The organism is Pseudophaeobacter flagellatus (assembly GCF_021228235.1).
GTDB classification, from domain to species: domain Bacteria; phylum Pseudomonadota; class Alphaproteobacteria; order Rhodobacterales; family Rhodobacteraceae; genus Pseudophaeobacter; species Pseudophaeobacter flagellatus.
In genome coordinates, this window is sequence record NZ_JAJQRG010000001.1 from 628,836 (window position 1) to 644,627 (window position 15,792).

The following is a 15,792-nucleotide window of genomic DNA, read 5'->3' on the forward strand; positions in this document are numbered from 1 at the left end:
TGGTTACATCTTGGGGGAATGATCGAAAGGGATACCATGCGCATTGCACGCGATCTGGCCGACGCCATTGGCCACACTCCGCTGATCCGTCTGAACCGCGTCAGCGAAGAGACCGGATGTGAAATTCTCGGCAAGGCGGAGTTCATGAACCCCGGACAGTCGGTCAAGGACCGTGCCGCGCTCTATATCATCAGGGATGCCATTGCCCGTGGCGAGCTGAAGCCAGGCGGCACTATTGTCGAAGGCACTGCCGGAAATACCGGTATTGGCCTGGCCCTGGTTGGCGCCTCGATGGGCTTCAAGACCGTGATCGTGATCCCGGAAACCCAATCCGAGGAAAAGAAGGATATGCTGCGTCTGGCAGGCGCGCAATTGGTACAGGTGCCAGCGGCACCTTATCGCAATCCCAACAATTTTGTGCGCTATTCCGAACGTCTGGCAAAAGAACTGGCCAAGACAGAGCCAAACGGCGCGATCTGGGCCAATCAGTTCGATAACGTTGCAAACAAGCAATCCCACGTTGAAACCACCGGCCCCGAAATCTGGGAACAGACCGACGGCAAGGTTGACGGCTTTACCTGTGCGGTTGGGTCCGGTGGCACCCTGGCGGGCGTCGCCGAGGCGCTGCAGCCTAAAGGCGTGAAGATTGCCCTGGCAGATCCGATGGGCGCCGGGCTGTATTCCTATTATACCACTGGTGAAATCGCGATGGAGGGGTCTTCGATTGCCGAAGGCATTGGCCAGGTGCGGATCACCAAGAACCTGGAAGGGTTCAAGCCCGATTTCAATTACCAGATTACCGACACCGAGGCGCTGCCCTTTGTCTTTGATCTGCTTCATGATGAAGGTCTGGTGCTTGGCGGCTCTTCGGCGATCAATATCGCCGGGGCTGTGCGGATGGCCAAGGACATGGGGCCGGGGCATACCATTGTGACCGTGTTGTGTGATTATGGTACCCGCTATCAATCCAAGCTGTTCAATCCAGATTTCCTGCGGGAAAAAGAGCTGCCGGTGCCGGATTGGATGACCCATATACCAGCCTCTATTCCAGGTGTTTTTGAGGACGTATGACCCGCGTTTCCCGCCCATCTCCCCGCTCTATCTCTGAGGTCGCAGTTTTGCGGCCTCAAACATTTTGGACCGCGAGTGCACAGCGTTTTATTGGCTGGTTTGTTGCTCTTGCGCTGATTCTGATGCTCTGCGCCGGGCAGGTTTTGGCGCAGGTGCGCTCAGAAGAACGCAGCTATTTTAATCAATGGGAAAAGGCCGCCGTGAGGGCCGAACAGGCCATTGATGCGGGGCGCGCCTCTAGTGCGGCCTTTGAAAAACTGCGCAAGGAACTGACCCAGTATCGGCAAAAGTTCCAGGATGTAAAAGGCCATAATGTTGAGCGTATTGAAACGCTCGAGGGGCAGATATCGGCCCTGGGGGCCGCCCCGGCAGAGGGTGAGAGCGAACCTGAAGACATTGCCAATCTGCGACAAAATCTGACTGTTCAGCTGAACACGCTGAAGGTGCCCCGCATGATCGCGCAAGAGGCCTATAGCCGGGCGGATGGGTTGATCGGCGAAATCGACACGATCATTCGTGAGCGGCGTACTCGGTACCTATTGGAGCGCGGGCCATCCCCCCTGAACCCCGAGCTTTGGCCGGGCGCTCTGCTGGCACTCTCGCATGCCGGGCTTACCTTTTGGCATGAAACCAAGGCACAGATTAGCAACGATACCACGATCGAGCGGATCTCTAACCGGTTGCCGGCCATTCTGGCGCTGGTCCTGATAGGTGGCTTTCTGATCCTGCGCGGTCGTCCCTGGGCCCGCCGCATGGGGGAGTATCTGCGCCAGCTTGGGGCGCGTGGCACCGGTGTCTGGACCTTTGTTGTCTCGCTCTTGCAGGTGATCCTGCCGCTTTTGGGGATCGTTGTGCTGGTAGCGGCGGTGGAGATCTCGGGTATTCTGGGGCTGCGTGGCACCTTGATGCTGGAGAATGTGCCGGGCTGGGCCTTTCTCATTCTGACCTTTCACTGGTTGGGCGAGCAGGTTTTTGTTGCCCGACGGGATAGCTCTGACGTGTCTGGCACAGTGGGGCGGCCCGGAGAATCGCGTCTGATTGTCGATGCTCTGGCATTTGTTCTCGTGTCGCAGGATGCATTGAACCAGTTCTATCTGCTGGAAAATTCCTCGGTTGAAAGCCGTGCCGTTCTGTCCTTTCCGCTGATCCTTGTGGCCGCCTTGGGGCTCTACCGGTTGAACTGGATTGGGCGGGCTAATGTCGCCACCTCCGAAGCGGAGGTAGATCAGGACGGAGAAAAACGGGTGGCAGTTGGGGCCAACCGTGCACTTTCTGTTCTCAGACGTATTGTACATTTCCTTGGGGTCGTGGCCCCGATCCTGGCCGCGGTGGGCTATGTTAATGCCGCCGAAGCCATGATTTACCCAGCGATCTCAACCTTGGCTCTGTTCGCGGCGCTGGTCTTGCTGCGGCGCTTTTTCGCCGATCTCTATGCCTGGGCGTCAGGGCAGGGGGCTGCCGCGCATGACTCCCTGGCGACTGTGGCCATTGGCTTTGTTTTGACGTTGCTGGCGGTGCCGGTTGTGGCGCTGATCTGGGGCGGCCGGGTTGCTGATTTGACCGAACTGTGGTCGCGCTTTCTGGCGGGGTTCCAGCTTGGCGATACCCGGATTTCCCCTGTCGTCTTTCTGAGCTTTGTGGTGGTTTTTGCCATCGGCTATGGTGCCACCCGCCTGTTGCAAAGCAACCTGCGCACATCTTTGCTGCCAAAAACCAAGATCGACCCGGGCGGACAGAATGCCATTGTGTCCGGTGTCGGCTATGTCGGGGTTTTCCTGGCCGCGCTGGTGGCCATTTCCATGGCGGGGCTGGATCTATCATCCTTGGCCATTGTTGCCGGTGCGCTCTCTGTCGGGATCGGCTTTGGCCTACAGACCATCGTGTCAAATTTTGTCTCTGGGATTATCCTGCTGGTGGAACGCCCGATTTCCAAAGGCGACTGGATCGAGGTTGGCGGTCTGATGGGATATGTGCGCGATATTTCGGTGCGCTCCACCCGGATTGAGACCTTTGACCGCAGCGATGTGATTGTACCAAACTCGGATCTGATCACCGGGACGGTAACCAATTATACCCGTGGCAATACGGTTGGCAGGGTGATCGTACCGGTGGGCGTTGCCTATGGCACCGATCCGCGCCGGGTTGAAACCATCTTGAAGGAGATTGCGCAGTCGCATCCGATGGTGCTGATGAACCCGCCGCCCAATGTGATCTTTCAGGGGTTTGGCGCCGATAGTCTTGATTTTGAAATTCGTGCCATCCTGCGCGATGTGAACTGGGTCTTGACGGTGAAATCTGATCTCAACTATGAAATTGCGGCCCGCTTTGCGGCAGAAGAGATCGAAATTCCTTTTGCTCAGCGCGATCTGTGGCTGCGCAACCCAGAGGTTCTGACCGGAGGCGCAGGCGCACCAGAGACAACGGGCGGTCAGCCCGCCCCTGTGGCCGGCGGGCAGGCGGTGCAACCGGATCTGGGCGATCTGCAAGGCACCCCATCCGAGGAAACTGCAGACAGCAATGGAGAGGCAGATGCAGACCGATAGTGCCGCACTATATGGTCAGGATGCCTATCTGCAAGAGGCGCAGGCCCGTGTGATAGCGCATCTGCCGGATGGCGGCTTGGTGCTGGATCGCAACCTGTTTTACCCAACCGGCGGCGGCCAGCCGGGCGATACTGGCCGTCTTGGCTGGGCGACTGGCACCTGCCGGGTTAACAACACTGTCAAGGGCACGGCTGGGGGCGCGGTCCTGATCTGCGCCACCGATGACCCGCGTCCACCCATTGGCACCGAGGTAAGCCAACAGCTGGACTGGCAGCGGCGCTATGGCCATATGCGGGTGCATACAGCACTGCATCTGTTGTCGGTTGCAGTCCCCTTTGAGGTCTCGGGCGGGGCGATCACCGCCAGCAAGGGACGACTTGATTTCAACATGCCCGAAGTCTCTGCTGACAAGCAGGCGCTGCAGGATCAGTTGCAAGAGCTGATCAACCGGAATCTGGAAGTCACCGAAAGCTGGATTAGCGAGGCGGAGTTGGAGGCCAAGCCGCAGTTGGTGAAAACCATGTCAGTCTCACCTCCGCGCGGAGCCGGGCTCATCCGTCTGGTGCGGATCGGCAGCGGTGCCGAGCAGGTGGACCTGCAACCCTGTGGCGGGACCCATGTAAAACGCAGCGCTGAAATAGGCCAAATCCGCATCGGAAAGATGGAAAAAAAGGGCAAGCAGAACCGCCGCATCTACCTGCATCTTGTTGATTGAAAAAGGTTTTGAAAAAGATGACATTTTTGCAAGAACGGGCCTTGCATTTCCGTTTCTGATCGGTCAAAAGTCCGACCAACGGAGAGGTGGCCGAGTGGTCGAAGGCGCACGCCTGGAAAGTGTGTAGGCGGGAGACCGTCTCCAGGGTTCGAATCCCTGTCTCTCCGCCACTTGCCCTCGCGTAAGCGTTCTCCCGATCCGGCTGCGGTCGGATTTTTCCGTTATATTCAAGGGTTATGGGGGAGGGGCTGAGCACCGGCCCTAGAAGGCAGAGTGCTCAAAGCGTTCTCTCTGCACCAATATTCTCCGGACCTGATGACTGTGACGGTTTCGGTGAATAGCTATAAGTATCGGAAATCCAATGGCTACTTCTCGGTATAGCTTCGGTCCGTTTGGAGCGGCCACGCGGATGCCAAACGGAACTGTCGTCGAAACACCTATGTCATGCGGCACAAATGCAAGTTTCTCTTGTTCCGTCCTCCTTTGAGTCAAAGCCACCGGGCACCCCTGTGCGGTGCACCCGGAGCTATACTTTGTCACTGGATAGTACGGCCTCAAACTCCTCTCCAACTCGAAGGTTGCTCGGCTTCCATTCAGTTTCTGAGGGGCGGATTTCTGCGGCTTCAGTCCAACGAAATCCCTCTTTTTCGACTGGCGCCATCTCGACGAGTGAATGACTAGCCAGTTCGCGTATATGCGTCGGCGAGAAGGCGGCGCCATCGGGACCGAAGAGCAGACCTTTCAGCAGCGCAGGAGTGTCGGCGCGTGTGCGGGCGGCACGCTTACGGGGGCTTTCGGTAAGTATGCGATGGACCTTGTCCCAGTTCGCGCGGTCGATGATGGCATCATGCTCGCCGGGATAGCTGTCGCCCTTGTGGACGGCCTCGCCGATGTAGGCGCGGTTGTTCAGCAGGCGGTATAGGTATTTCTTGTCGATCCGATTGCCACGGCTGGTCTGGATGCCCCGTGACGCCAGTTCCCGCGCCAGTTCCGTGCCCGAGCCGATTTCGATGAACCGGTCGAAGATCCAGCGCACATTGGCGGCATCGGCCTCCTTAATGATCAGTTTGCGGTCTTTCACCTCGTAGCCCAGCGGGGGCACGCCGCCCATCCACATGCCTTTCAGCCGGGGTCGAGGTCGCGCAGAGCGTCCTGGCCGAGACCCAGTCCGCCGTCCTGCCGCTGGTGCCCTACCTCGATACGCTTCGCTGGGTGTTCATCGCGGTGGCTCTCGGGGGGATCGCGCTCACGATCTACGCTCGCTTGGATGACTGGAAACGGGGGCAGAGATGATCGCCAGCATTCTCGGCGGGATCGCCGCCAGCTCATCGGCGCGGGCCGCTTTGCGCTATGGAGCTATGGCTGTCGCCATCGTCCTGTTCCTGCTTTCAATCCGCCGTTCCGGCGAGCACGTCGGGCGGATTGCTGAACGTCTCGAAACCACGGAGAAAGCCAATGATATTCAACGCCGAATGCTGGAGGCGGCGGCTCGTCGTCCTCGCAATCGCGACGAACTGGTTGACCGGCTGCGCGACGGCGGGTTTTGAAGCGAACGGCTTGGCGGCATGTCCGCCGGTCGTGGAATACAGCAGGGAGTTACAGGCGCGGGCGGCCGAAGAATTGGCGATGCTGCCGGACGGATCGGCCGTCCTCGAGATGATGGGTGACTACGCCGTTTTTCGAGATCAGGCGCGCGGCTGCAGATAGAGTCAGCGCATCTTGGTCTTCAGCGCAGTCTGCAGAGTATAGATCACTCAGAATGCTTGATATCCTTTTCGCCAATTTCAAGCTGCCCGTTGTCCGAGAGCAGCCAGGTTCTGAGAAGCCCAACCGTTGCCGCCAATTGGTCGGTCTTGCGCAGTGAACACTCCCACACCGTTGCGACCCTCCATCCTGCCTCTATCAACTGGTCCCGTATGGCGGCGTCTCGGATTACATTCGCGTCGAACTTCGCCTGCCAGAACTCGGATCGCGTCGATGGAGTGGTTGTGTAACGACAGCCCTCATGGCGGTGCCAGAAACAGCCATGCACGAAGACGATTGCGTGATGCTTCGGAAACACGAGGTCAGGTCGCCCGGGGACATTTTTCGAATGCAGCCGGTAACGGAAGCCGCGCGCATGAAGTGCCCGCCGAAGCACCAGTTCGGGCTTCGTGTCCTTCCCCTTGATCCCGGCCATCATCCGGGAGCGGGTCTGTTTGTCTACGATATCGGTCACATGCACCCTGGTCTTCGATCTGGAACCTAGTATACACCGACTGAATGAATTTCGTCAGGAGCCTGATTTGTCAGCCACTTTCGGCATTGTCGATCTGTTCGCCGGTCCAGGCGGACTTGGCGAGGGCTTTGCCTCCCTCGTCGAGGACGGACATGCGCCGTTCCGGATCGGCATCTCGGTCGAGAAGGAGGCATCGGCCCATCGCACCCTGAAGCTGCGCGCGTTCCTTCGTGAATACCAGGCTCTTCACGGCACCTTGCCCGACCAGTTCATCGATTTCCATGCAGGGCTTGTCCCCGAGCCGGATTGGTCAGCAGTCGACGCCGAAGCGTGGCAGCTTGCCATTGATGAGGCTCGTGCACTCGAACTCGGCACTGAGGCTGCTGCGACGGCGATTGACGGTGCCATCGAAAAGCTACGCAAAAAACTATGACGATACGATTGTGATCGGCGGACCGCCCTGTCAGGCTTATTCCCTGGTGGGGCGCGCCCGGGCGAAGGGCAAGATCGGCTATGTGCCTGAAGAGGATGGGCGGCACTACCTGTTCCGAGAGTACATCCGCGTGCTCGACAGGCTTCGTCCCGCCGCTTTCGTGATGGAAAACGTCAAGGGCATGCTGTCTTCGACTGTCGAAAGTCGACTTGTCTTCGAGATGCTGATGGAAGATTTGTCGTCGCTTGGTACGGGCCAAGGTCATCACTACGAGCTGATGACGGTCGGGGTGGAAGATGGAAAAGCCAGCCTGCAAGAAGCAGGGCGACCGTCTGATTTCATCGTGCGGGCCGAGCAGTTCGGGGTCCCGCAACGGCGCCACAGGGTGATCATCGTCGGAATTCGGTCCGACCTTGCGGGCAAGGCTGCGCGCGCCGAGATTGCCGTCTCGGGCCTGACGCGAACGGTCAGTGACGTGATCGGGCCTATGCCGGACCTGCGCAGCGGCATCAGTCGTGGTCGAGACGATTCATCGGCTTGGCGAAACGAGGTCGTCGAAGCGGCGAAACTCCTGGCGAGCATCCATAAGGGCAAGGAGGACGGCCCGCTTAGGGAGGCGTTCTCATCCGTTGCCAAGCGAATGAAGTTGGGCGCGCCGAGCCGTCGGACGGCGTCTTGCCTGCCGGATGGCTATGGCACCTCGAACGATGAACTGCTGCGGTGGCTCGAGCGGCCGAACCTGCGTGCTGTTGCCCAACATGAGACGCGCGGACACATGGCCTCGGATCTGGGACGGTATCTGTTCGCCGCTGTGTTCGGAGCAGTGCGCGGCTATATCCTGACGGCCTGGCGGGAACGGATGTGACTGTTGTCACTCATGAACCACAAGACCAAGCCTCATTGCGCCCACAGCGCAGAAACGTCGTAGATCTTGTGGACGCTTGACATCAACTCATTGTTGATTTTCGCGCCCCCCCCCCCCCCCCCCCCCCCAAATCCTGATGAATCGCTGTATGCACACTCAACGCCGGTGCTGTCCTTGGTGCGCCCACTAAAAAGTTGATGGCATTTCTGCCGGGGGCGCTCAAACGCACTTGTCATTTTAAAACTCATCTCTACGGTGTCCACGCTGAGGCGGTGCGAGCAGACGCATTTGGATGTGGGGGTATTCACCGTCAATGCTTGCTGAACCAACAGGCGCAACCAACGACCAACTGTGTTCACCCAATCACGTTGACCATCCTCATTCATTGCCTTGCTAATATGGATGACTGTGCCGATTTGGTGTTCAGGTTATTGGCCTCGGGTATATAAATATTTTCCTGACGCGCGACTAAGCACTTCGGCTTCGGTCTCTCCTGAATTACAGCGACCCGGTTTGCACATGCCTGTTGTGGCGAGGTCAGAATACGAGCAGCAATCGACATTGCGGTCAGGTCGCTCGCAAGATCAGTAGACAAGCAAGGATGACAGCGGCTCACCTACTTTTTCTTCGGTTTCCGCAGTCGCCTGTATTCCGGTTTCCTGTAAATAAAACCGAACACCGAACACCGAAAAGCGCTAATCATAGGCAGGACCAAAGCAAACCGGTTGGAGTGATATTTTCCAAAAGCCGGGTATTAACCATGCGCCCCCGATGTGGATCGTGATGCGATTCCCGAACCGTTGTCTCTCTGAGGGGAAACAGTTCCTCGTATATTGTGGAATTGGTTCCAGTTTGGTGATCCGTTTGCTAGGGGGAATATCGCGCCGTCTCGCTGGACCTAGCAAGTGGGCCGGGCCTGAAGGTTGCCTATTTGGAAACAGCCCTGCGCTGACCTGGCGGCTTTTGTCTCTTTTTCAGGGTGATATTATCGATCTTGCGCTGCATTGGTGTTGATTTGAAAACAATCTCGGCATTCTACCTGCTGTTGGCTTTGCCGGTTTGGGGCCCGCTTTAGGGTCGCCTGGCAATTTATTAAAATTTCTGACGGTTTTTTCTCTTTGTTGAAATATATTCATCCGCTATTCATTAAATACCCATTTGGGGGGTATATTCTCTAGGGTGTTACGAGACTTGATCTGGCGCAACCGGCTATCAAAGGCGCCACGTGAACTGCCTTCACGTTTGATCCAATTTCCGTACAACCTGAACCGGCGCACTCTGTCCTATTGTACAGGACAGAACACGTAACGCGTGGCTAGATGGCGCTGTCTCCTCAACTTCGGGCATGAATTTGGAACTGCGGTTTTGCGGTTGATTTTATTTCGGATTGAACGCTTCGAGCGACGGGGCGCGTTTAACGCGGCACCACACCGATAAGGAGAACGAGATGGCTGACAATTTTGACAACCCGTATTCGGCCAATCTGGTTGGTCTGTGGGATTTTCGCGAGGGATACACCACTGATGACAGCGGACTTGGCGATGGGATTGCCCAGGATGGCGTCGGGTCTGGCGGCACGACCTATGCGGGGGGCTGGATGCTGGGCAATGGCGATGGCAGCCAGTTCACCGTCGCGGGCAACCAGGATGTTCCGTTTGATCTCGCAACCGGTTCCCTGATCACCTCTTTCAAGGCCAGCGCAATGCCGGGGAGCGGTGAGCAAACCGTCGTAAGCCGGGGGCTGTCATCGCAGGATGATGCGGATGGTGAGAGCTTTGTCATTCGGGTGAGCGAAGAGGGCGTTGTCAGTCTGAGTCATGCCGATGATGGCAAGACAGTGAATTTCGCAACCGATCCCGGTTTCTTTGCTGCGGGTGATCTGCTGACCGTCTCTTACGGCTGGAGCCCCGGCGGGGTGAGCCTGGTGGTGGAAAACAGCACTCAGGGGACCAGTTTTACCACTGGCGACGATGTCGTTGGCATGACCCTTGATGTGACTGCGGATGGCGAAGATAGCTTCGTCATTGGGGCCGATGGTGACGGTGGCAATGCCTTTGAAGGCAGCATCGACTATGTTGCGGTGCTGGACGACAATGTTGTGCAGTACAATGGCGGTGGCCTCGACGGTGTCGTCGAAGGCAGCACTGGCGATGATCTGATTGATACCGGCTACTTGGGTGATCCTGAAGGTGACCGTATCGACAATGGCGATGCGATCAACCCGGCTGATGGGCCCGATGATGATCTGGTCAATGCCGGTAGCGGCGATGATACCGTGCTTGCAGGTGCTGGCGATGATACCGTACATGGTGGCGGCGGGGCAGACAGCCTGAGCGGCGGCGCAGGTGACGACGTGCTGCAGGGCGACACGGATGTTCCCGGTGGTGTGGGCGGTGGTGGCACCCGCGAAGTGTTCCAGTGGGATCTTGCGCCTGACCCAGATGGTGGCGACCCGGTTGATCCCGGCGATGACCTGACGGCGGGATTCTCGCAGGATACCGGCTCGGTTACCGTTGATTTTTCGGTTTCCAATAGCACCGGCACCCCGACCAGTGACTTTACCGATGTGCCTCAGTTTGTTGGCAATATCAACACCGGCGGTGTGGCGGCAGATCCGCAAAGCGGCTTGAATGCTGCAACCAGTGCCGATGCAAGCACCGCCGACTATCAGCTGAATTTTTCGGGACCGGTTGGTGACGTCTCTTTCCGTGTCAGCGATATCGATGCTGACAGTGTGGTCAATATTACTGCCTTTGATGCGGCCGGAAACCCGGTGGTGGTGAACCTGGCGGGTGGCCCTGGTCTGACGATGACAGATACCGATGCTGTTTCCGGTTATGACACGGCCGCCGCCAAGGATGACGACACCTTCACCAGTGACGACAATCCCGATACCTCCATGTTGGTAACCATTCCCGGACCGGTTACATCGATTGTGATCACCCATAGCCAGGATGGCAACATCTCTAGCAGCGTGGTGGTTAGCGATGTCTTCTTCGACGCCCTTGGTACTCCGCCTTCTGTTGTGCCCGGCAATGACACAATCGACGGTGGCGATGGCGATGATATCATCCTTGGCAATGACGGGGATGACTCTCTGATTGGTGGCGATGGTTCTGACAGTGTTGATGGCGGCGAGGGCGATGATGTCATCGACACCTCTTCGGATGACACCGCACCTCTGCCGGACCGGGGGTTTGATGGTTATACTGGCACCACGCCAAATATTCCTTTTGTGCCTGCGGATGCTGATCCCTTCAATGATCGCGATACCGTCGATGGCGGTGCCGGCGATGATCTGATCACCACCGGCGATGACAACGACCTGATCTCAGGCGGCGCTGGCTTTGACACCATTGATGGCGGTATCGACGATGATACCATTGATGGCGGTGATGATGATGACCTGATCATCGGTGGCGAAGGCTCTGACAGTATGATCGGCGGCGCGGGAAACGATACCATCTACGGTGGTCTTGATCCCGCCTTCCCGGATGGGCTGAACATCACTGATGATGGCTCTGATGGGCGGCCGGTTGATCCAGACCCTACAAATGGCATGGATACCATCGACGGCGGTGCTGGCGATGATGTGATCTATGGCCAGGACGACGACGATCTGATTTCCGGTGGCGCTGGCAATGATATGATTGATGCCGGCATCGATGATGACAGTGTGACTGGCGGCACGGGCGATGACACCATCCTGGGTGGCCAGGGGGATGATGTGCTCGATGGTGGCGCAGGTCTGGATCAGATCGATCTCGGCGCTGGTGACGGAGCGGATTCCGCCCTGGGCGGCACCGGGTCGGATACTATCACCGGGCTGAGCCAGAACGACATCGTTTACGGCGGCGAAGATGACGATGACAGCGACGTTGATGTTTTGGACCTGACTGGCGCTGCCGAGGCCCAGAACCCCGGCGGCAGCCTGAGTGTCGAACTGGACGATACCAACCCTGAAAACGGCGTGGTGACCTTCTTCAACGCTGACGGCGATATCACCGGAACCTCCAATTTCTATGAGATCGAAACCGTTGTGGTGCCCTGTTTCACACCGGGAACCCGGATCGCCACCCCAGAAGGTGAGCGCCGGGTGGAAGATCTCGTCGTTGGCGATCGGGTCATAACCCGCGACAATGGCATTCAGGTGATCCGCTGGCTTGGTAGCCGCAGCCTGGAACGTTCTGATCTGAAACAGGCCGCGCATTTGCAGCCGATCCTGATCCGCGAAGGTGCCCTGGGCAATGGTCTGCCGGAACGCGACATGATGGTCAGCCCCAATCACCGGGTGCTGGTCGCTAATGATAAGACCGCGCTGTATTTCGAAGACCGTGAAGTGCTGGTCGCAGCCAAGCACCTGACGGGGCTGGTGGGCATTGACGCGGTAGAGACCAGTTCGGTGACCTATATCCACTTTATGTTCGATCAGCATGAGGTGGTCCTGTCGGATGGTGCCTGGACAGAGAGCTTCCAGCCCGGGGATCAAACTCTGCGCGGGTTGGATAATACCCAGCGCAACGAAGTCTTTGAGCTGTTTCCAGAGCTGAAGTCAGAGCAAGGCCGCGTCGCCTACAGCTCTGCCCGCCGGTCGTTGAAGCGCCACGAGGCCCGCCTCTTGGTGCACTAAGCGCATCGGTGATGTGACAGGGATGAAACGAGGGACGGCACCGTTGGGTGCTGTCCCTTATTGTTTTCTGCCAAGAGTGTAGGGACAGCAGCCTGGCTTAAGGCTGCGTCTGCCGTTGCGCGGCGCGCCACTGCGCCCAGGCTTCAGGGGTGTCCAAATCGGTCACCGCGCGCTGGCCGGGCAGGGCGATATGCTGCACGGTTTCCTGGCGCAGCAGGGCACGGGCCCCTTGATCGCCGGTGATCTGGCGCAGATCGGCAAAGCAGCGGCGTGGAAAGAGCACGGGATGACCGGGGGTACCGGTGCTGGTGGTGGCGCGCAGCACCGGGCTGTCTGGCCCGTGAAACCGGCGCGCCAGATGCAGTAGATCCTCGGTCTGCAGATCCGGCATATCGCAGGGCAATATCATTACCGCATCGGTCGCGTCTGGCAGGGCTGCCACCCCTGCGCGGATCGAGGCGGCCATGCCCTCTGCCGCATCCGGAACCGGAACAATCTGCGCCGCACCGATATGCGCCGCGCGCGGGTGGGTCTGGCTTGGCAGGGTCACATAGCAGGGCAAGCCGGTGTTGTCGGCGCGCTGGCAGATCCGCGTCAATAGGGGCTTGCCGTCGATCCGCTGCATCAGCTTGTCCTGCCCCGCCATCCGCGAAGAGGCACCGGCCGCAAGCAAAAGAACCGCGATATTTTCCATGGTGCCCCCTGGGCTGGCGAATGACCGTGACTTGTTGAGGGCTAGTTTGGGAACATTGCCAGCGAATGACCAGTGAAAATGCCCCGGTATCATCCCCCTTGGCAAGGGGATGGCACCGGAAGGCAGCCGACAGGGTTAGCCGCGCATGCGGGTGCCCTCTGGATCAAACAGCGCTGTGGTGATCAGCCGCGCCTCGTGCATCTGGCCCAGGATTTCAATCTCGACCTCCAGCCCCTCTTGCGCATGCTTGGTCGGGACAAACCCCAGGGCGATGGATTTCTGCGCATGATGCGAATAGCCCCCCGAGGTGCAGAACCCCACCACTTCACCGCCCAGAGAGATCGGCTCATAGGCGGTGATATCGGCATCCGTGGCCGCGACCTCAAAGGCGCAGAGCCGACGGGCGGACCCTGCTTTTTGCTCGGCTTCGGCTTTGGCGCGGCCGATGAAATCAGCGGTCTTCTTGAACGAGATAAATCGGTCCAGCCCGGTTTCCGCCGCGGTATAATCAGGCGAATATTCTCGCATCCAAGAGCCAAAGAATTTGTCCAGCCGCAGCGACATCATTGCCCGCATGCCAAAGGGGCGCATGTCATGGGGTTTGCCAGCCTGCCACAGGCAGGACCAGAGCGCCCGCTGGCTGGGCAGGTCGCAGTAGATCTCATAGCCCAAATCGCCAGTGTAGCTGATCCGCTGCACCAGGCAGTCGACCACGCCGATGGTCATTTGGCGCAGATCCATGAACCGCATGTCAGAAATGTCAGTCCGGGTGCAGGCTTGCAGCACCGCGCTTGCCTGGGGGCCGGCAATCTGAAACCCGTTGCGGCTGTCTGAAACGTTCTGAATATCGACGCCTGCGACCTGATGCTGCAGGAACCAGCGCATGTGATAGGCCTGCGCCCCATAAGATGCCGTGAGCTGAAATTCATGCTCGCTCAGGCAAGAGATGGTGAAATCGCCGATAAGCCGCCCTTGATGCGACAGCATCGGTGTGAGACTGATGCGTCTAGGCTGTGGCACCCGGCCTGCCATGATCCGATCGAGCCAGGCCCGTGCTCCGGCGCCGCTGATGCGGTATTTGCCAAAGTTATGCACCTCATTGATGCCAACGCTGCCGCGTACTGCCTTGACCTCACGGGCGGTGGCCGCAAAGGCGTTGGAGCGGCGAAACGATGGTGTTTCAAAACGGGGTTCATCGCTGTTGGCAAAATAATTCGCAACCTCAAGCCCGTATTGTTGGCCCCAGACTGCGCCCATTTGATCAAAGATGTCATACATCGGCGTGGTGCGAAACGGCCGGGCTGCGGGCAGCTCTTCGTTGGGGTAGGCGATGGAGAAACGCTTTTGATAGTTTTCGATCACCTTGGGGAGGGTATATCCAGGGGTGATCCAGTCGCCAAAGCGGGCACAGTCCAGCGCCATGGTGTCGCGTTCTGGCTCTCCGTCAACCATCCATTGCGCCAGCATCAGCCCGACGCCGCCCCCCTGACTGAACCCGGCCATGACGCCACAGGCAGACCAATAGTTGCGCACCCCTGGCACCGGTCCCACCAGCGGGTTGCCATCGGGGGCAAAGGTGAAGGGGCCGTGAATGACGGATTTCACCCCAGCCTCTGCGAGGGCGGGGAAGCGTTTGTAGGCAAAATCAATCGACGCTTCGATCTTGTCAAAGTTATCGGCCAGAAGTTCATGGCCAAAATCCCAGGGTGTACCATCCACAGCCCAGGGTTTGCAGGGCTGTTCATAGAAGCCGATGCACAGCCCGCGCCCTTCCTGGCGCAGATAGCTTTCACCGGCCGGGTCCATCACATGCGGGTGTTCGCCGCCGTTGTCGATGATTTCGGCAATCTTTGGCACCTCATCGGTGACGATGTACTGGTGTTCCATCGGGTGCAGCGGAAAGTAGATTCCGGCCATGGCGCCCACCTCGCGCGCCCAAAGCCCGCCGGCATTGACGATATGTTCGGCATGGATTGTGCCCTTGTCGGTCACCACATCCCAGCTGCCATCTGCACGCTGGTTGGTCTGGGTGACCTTGCAGTGGGTTTCAATGGTTGCGCCGCCCATGCGGGCCGCCTTGGCATAGGCATGGGTGGTGCCCGAGGGATCAAGGTGACCATCAAGTGGGTCATATAGCCCCCCCAGGATGCCATCGATATTGGTGACGGGGGCAATCTTGGCGATTTCCTCGGGGCCGACGATTTCGGTCTTTAGCCCCATGAATCGGTGTTTCGCGCGCTCTGCCTTGAGCATGTCAAAGCGTTCCTGGCTGTCGGCCAGGGTGACGCCGCCGACATGATGCAGCCCGCAGGACATGCCGGTGATCTTTTCCAGTTCGCGGTAGAGCGTGATGGTATAGCCCTGCAGCGCCGCCATATTGGTATCGCTGTTCAGGGTATGAAAGCCCCCTGCCGCATGCCAGGTCGAGCCAGAGGTCAGTTCGGATCGTTCCAGCAGCATCACATCGGACCAGCCCAGTTTGGTCAGGTGATAAAGGACCGAACAGCCGACAACGCCGCCGCCGATCACAGCCACGCGGGTGGTGGTCTTCATGAAGCTTCTCCCTGGTTGTATCAGATTTATTCTGGACAGATGTGAACAGTAGTCCAGTAAAAAACGACCA

At 58.5% G+C, this 15,792-nt stretch carries 10 protein-coding genes, 1 tRNA gene and 2 pseudogenes; 9 read left to right on the forward strand and 4 right to left on the reverse strand.

Annotation, left to right across the window (positions count from 1 at the left end; genetic code table 11):
* Window positions 1-36 precede the first annotated feature (36 nt).
* The 4 genes from LRK71_RS03010 to LRK71_RS03025 all read left to right on the forward strand — a co-directional run bounded on the left by LRK71_RS03010 (window position 37) and on the right by LRK71_RS03025 (window position 4,499).
* Complete coding sequence (locus LRK71_RS03010) at window positions 37-1,071, forward strand: cysteine synthase A (protein WP_232400963.1); 1,035 nt, start codon at window positions 37-39, stop codon at window positions 1,069-1,071.
* A gap of 122 nt (window positions 1,072-1,193) precedes the next feature.
* The gene (locus tag LRK71_RS03015; RefSeq protein WP_232401140.1) at window positions 1,194-3,614 is read left to right on the forward strand and encodes a DUF3772 domain-containing protein; all 2,421 of its coding nucleotides are present in this window, start codon (window positions 1,194-1,196) and stop codon (window positions 3,612-3,614) included.
* Entirely contained in the window at window positions 3,601-4,329 is a 729-nt protein-coding gene (locus tag LRK71_RS03020; protein ID WP_232400964.1) for an alanyl-tRNA editing protein, read from the forward strand. The genes LRK71_RS03015 and LRK71_RS03020 overlap by 14 nt, the downstream gene beginning before the upstream one ends.
* Window positions 4,330-4,409: 80 nt before the next feature.
* Window positions 4,410-4,499, forward strand: a tRNA-Ser gene (locus LRK71_RS03025).
* Window positions 4,500-5,014: 515 nt separating this feature from the next.
* Here LRK71_RS03025 and LRK71_RS03030 read toward each other — a convergent pair.
* Window positions 5,015-5,458 (reverse strand): annotated as a pseudogene (locus LRK71_RS03030) (recombinase family protein); the annotation flags it as partial.
* Between LRK71_RS03030 and LRK71_RS20500 the strand changes: the two are divergent.
* Together LRK71_RS20500 and LRK71_RS03035 are read left to right on the forward strand one after the other, a co-directional pair.
* A pseudogene (locus LRK71_RS20500) lies at window positions 5,449-5,622 on the forward strand (YcbK family protein); the annotation flags it as partial. The pseudogenes LRK71_RS03030 and LRK71_RS20500 sit on opposite strands and share 10 nt — an antisense overlap.
* The gene (locus LRK71_RS03035) at window positions 5,619-5,876 is read left to right on the forward strand and encodes a hypothetical protein (protein WP_232400965.1); all 258 of its coding nucleotides are present in this window, start codon (window positions 5,619-5,621) and stop codon (window positions 5,874-5,876) included. The pseudogene LRK71_RS20500 and the gene LRK71_RS03035, both read left to right, overlap by 4 nt.
* Before the next feature lie 203 nt (window positions 5,877-6,079).
* Here the strand turns inward: LRK71_RS03035 and LRK71_RS03045 are convergent, their stop codons facing one another.
* Entirely contained in the window at window positions 6,080-6,547 is a 468-nt protein-coding gene (locus LRK71_RS03045) for a very short patch repair endonuclease (protein ID WP_232400969.1), read from the reverse strand.
* A 67-nt stretch (window positions 6,548-6,614) separates the two neighbouring features.
* Here LRK71_RS03045 and LRK71_RS03050 point away from each other — a divergent pair, with 67 nt between their 5' ends.
* From LRK71_RS03050 to LRK71_RS03060, 3 genes are all read left to right on the forward strand, one after another.
* A complete protein-coding gene (locus tag LRK71_RS03050; protein ID WP_232400972.1) occupies window positions 6,615-6,980 on the forward strand; it encodes a hypothetical protein in 366 nt (121 codons plus the stop codon).
* Entirely contained in the window at window positions 6,949-7,845 is an 897-nt protein-coding gene (locus tag LRK71_RS03055; protein ID WP_232400973.1) for a DNA cytosine methyltransferase, read from the forward strand. The genes LRK71_RS03050 and LRK71_RS03055 overlap by 32 nt, the downstream gene beginning before the upstream one ends.
* A gap of 1,447 nt (window positions 7,846-9,292) precedes the next feature.
* The gene (locus LRK71_RS03060) at window positions 9,293-12,475 is read left to right on the forward strand and encodes a Hint domain-containing protein (RefSeq protein WP_232400974.1); all 3,183 of its coding nucleotides are present in this window, start codon (window positions 9,293-9,295) and stop codon (window positions 12,473-12,475) included.
* A 97-nt stretch (window positions 12,476-12,572) separates the two neighbouring features.
* Here the strand turns inward: LRK71_RS03060 and LRK71_RS03065 are convergent, their stop codons facing one another.
* Window positions 12,573-13,169, reverse strand: coding sequence for a nucleotidyltransferase family protein (locus LRK71_RS03065; RefSeq protein ID WP_232400975.1), 597 nt, complete (start codon window positions 13,167-13,169; stop codon window positions 12,573-12,575).
* A 135-nt stretch (window positions 13,170-13,304) separates the two neighbouring features.
* Window positions 13,305-15,722: a GcvT family protein gene (locus LRK71_RS03070; protein WP_232400976.1), complete on the reverse strand. Its 2,418-nt coding sequence runs from the start codon at window positions 15,720-15,722 to the stop codon at window positions 13,305-13,307.
* Between the last annotated feature and the right edge of the window lie 70 nt (window positions 15,723-15,792).

Bases quoted from the DNA above. Each gene is read 5' to 3' on its own strand.
- LRK71_RS03010 (WP_232400963.1), top strand. From the start codon at position 37: ATGCGCATTGCACGCGATCTGGCCGACGCCATTGGCCACACTCCGCTG.
- LRK71_RS03015 (WP_232401140.1), top strand. From the start codon at position 1,194: ATGCTCTGCGCCGGGCAGGTTTTGGCGCAGGTGCGCTCAGAAGAACGC.
- LRK71_RS03020 (WP_232400964.1), top strand. From the start codon at position 3,601: ATGCAGACCGATAGTGCCGCACTATATGGTCAGGATGCCTATCTGCAA.
- LRK71_RS03035 (WP_232400965.1), top strand. From the start codon at position 5,619: ATGATCGCCAGCATTCTCGGCGGGATCGCCGCCAGCTCATCGGCGCGG.
- LRK71_RS03060 (WP_232400974.1), top strand. From the start codon at position 9,293: ATGGCTGACAATTTTGACAACCCGTATTCGGCCAATCTGGTTGGTCTG.
- LRK71_RS03065 (WP_232400975.1), bottom strand. From the start codon at position 13,169: ATGGAAAATATCGCGGTTCTTTTGCTTGCGGCCGGTGCCTCTTCGCGG.
- LRK71_RS03070 (WP_232400976.1), bottom strand. From the start codon at position 15,722: ATGAAGACCACCACCCGCGTGGCTGTGATCGGCGGCGGCGTTGTCGGC.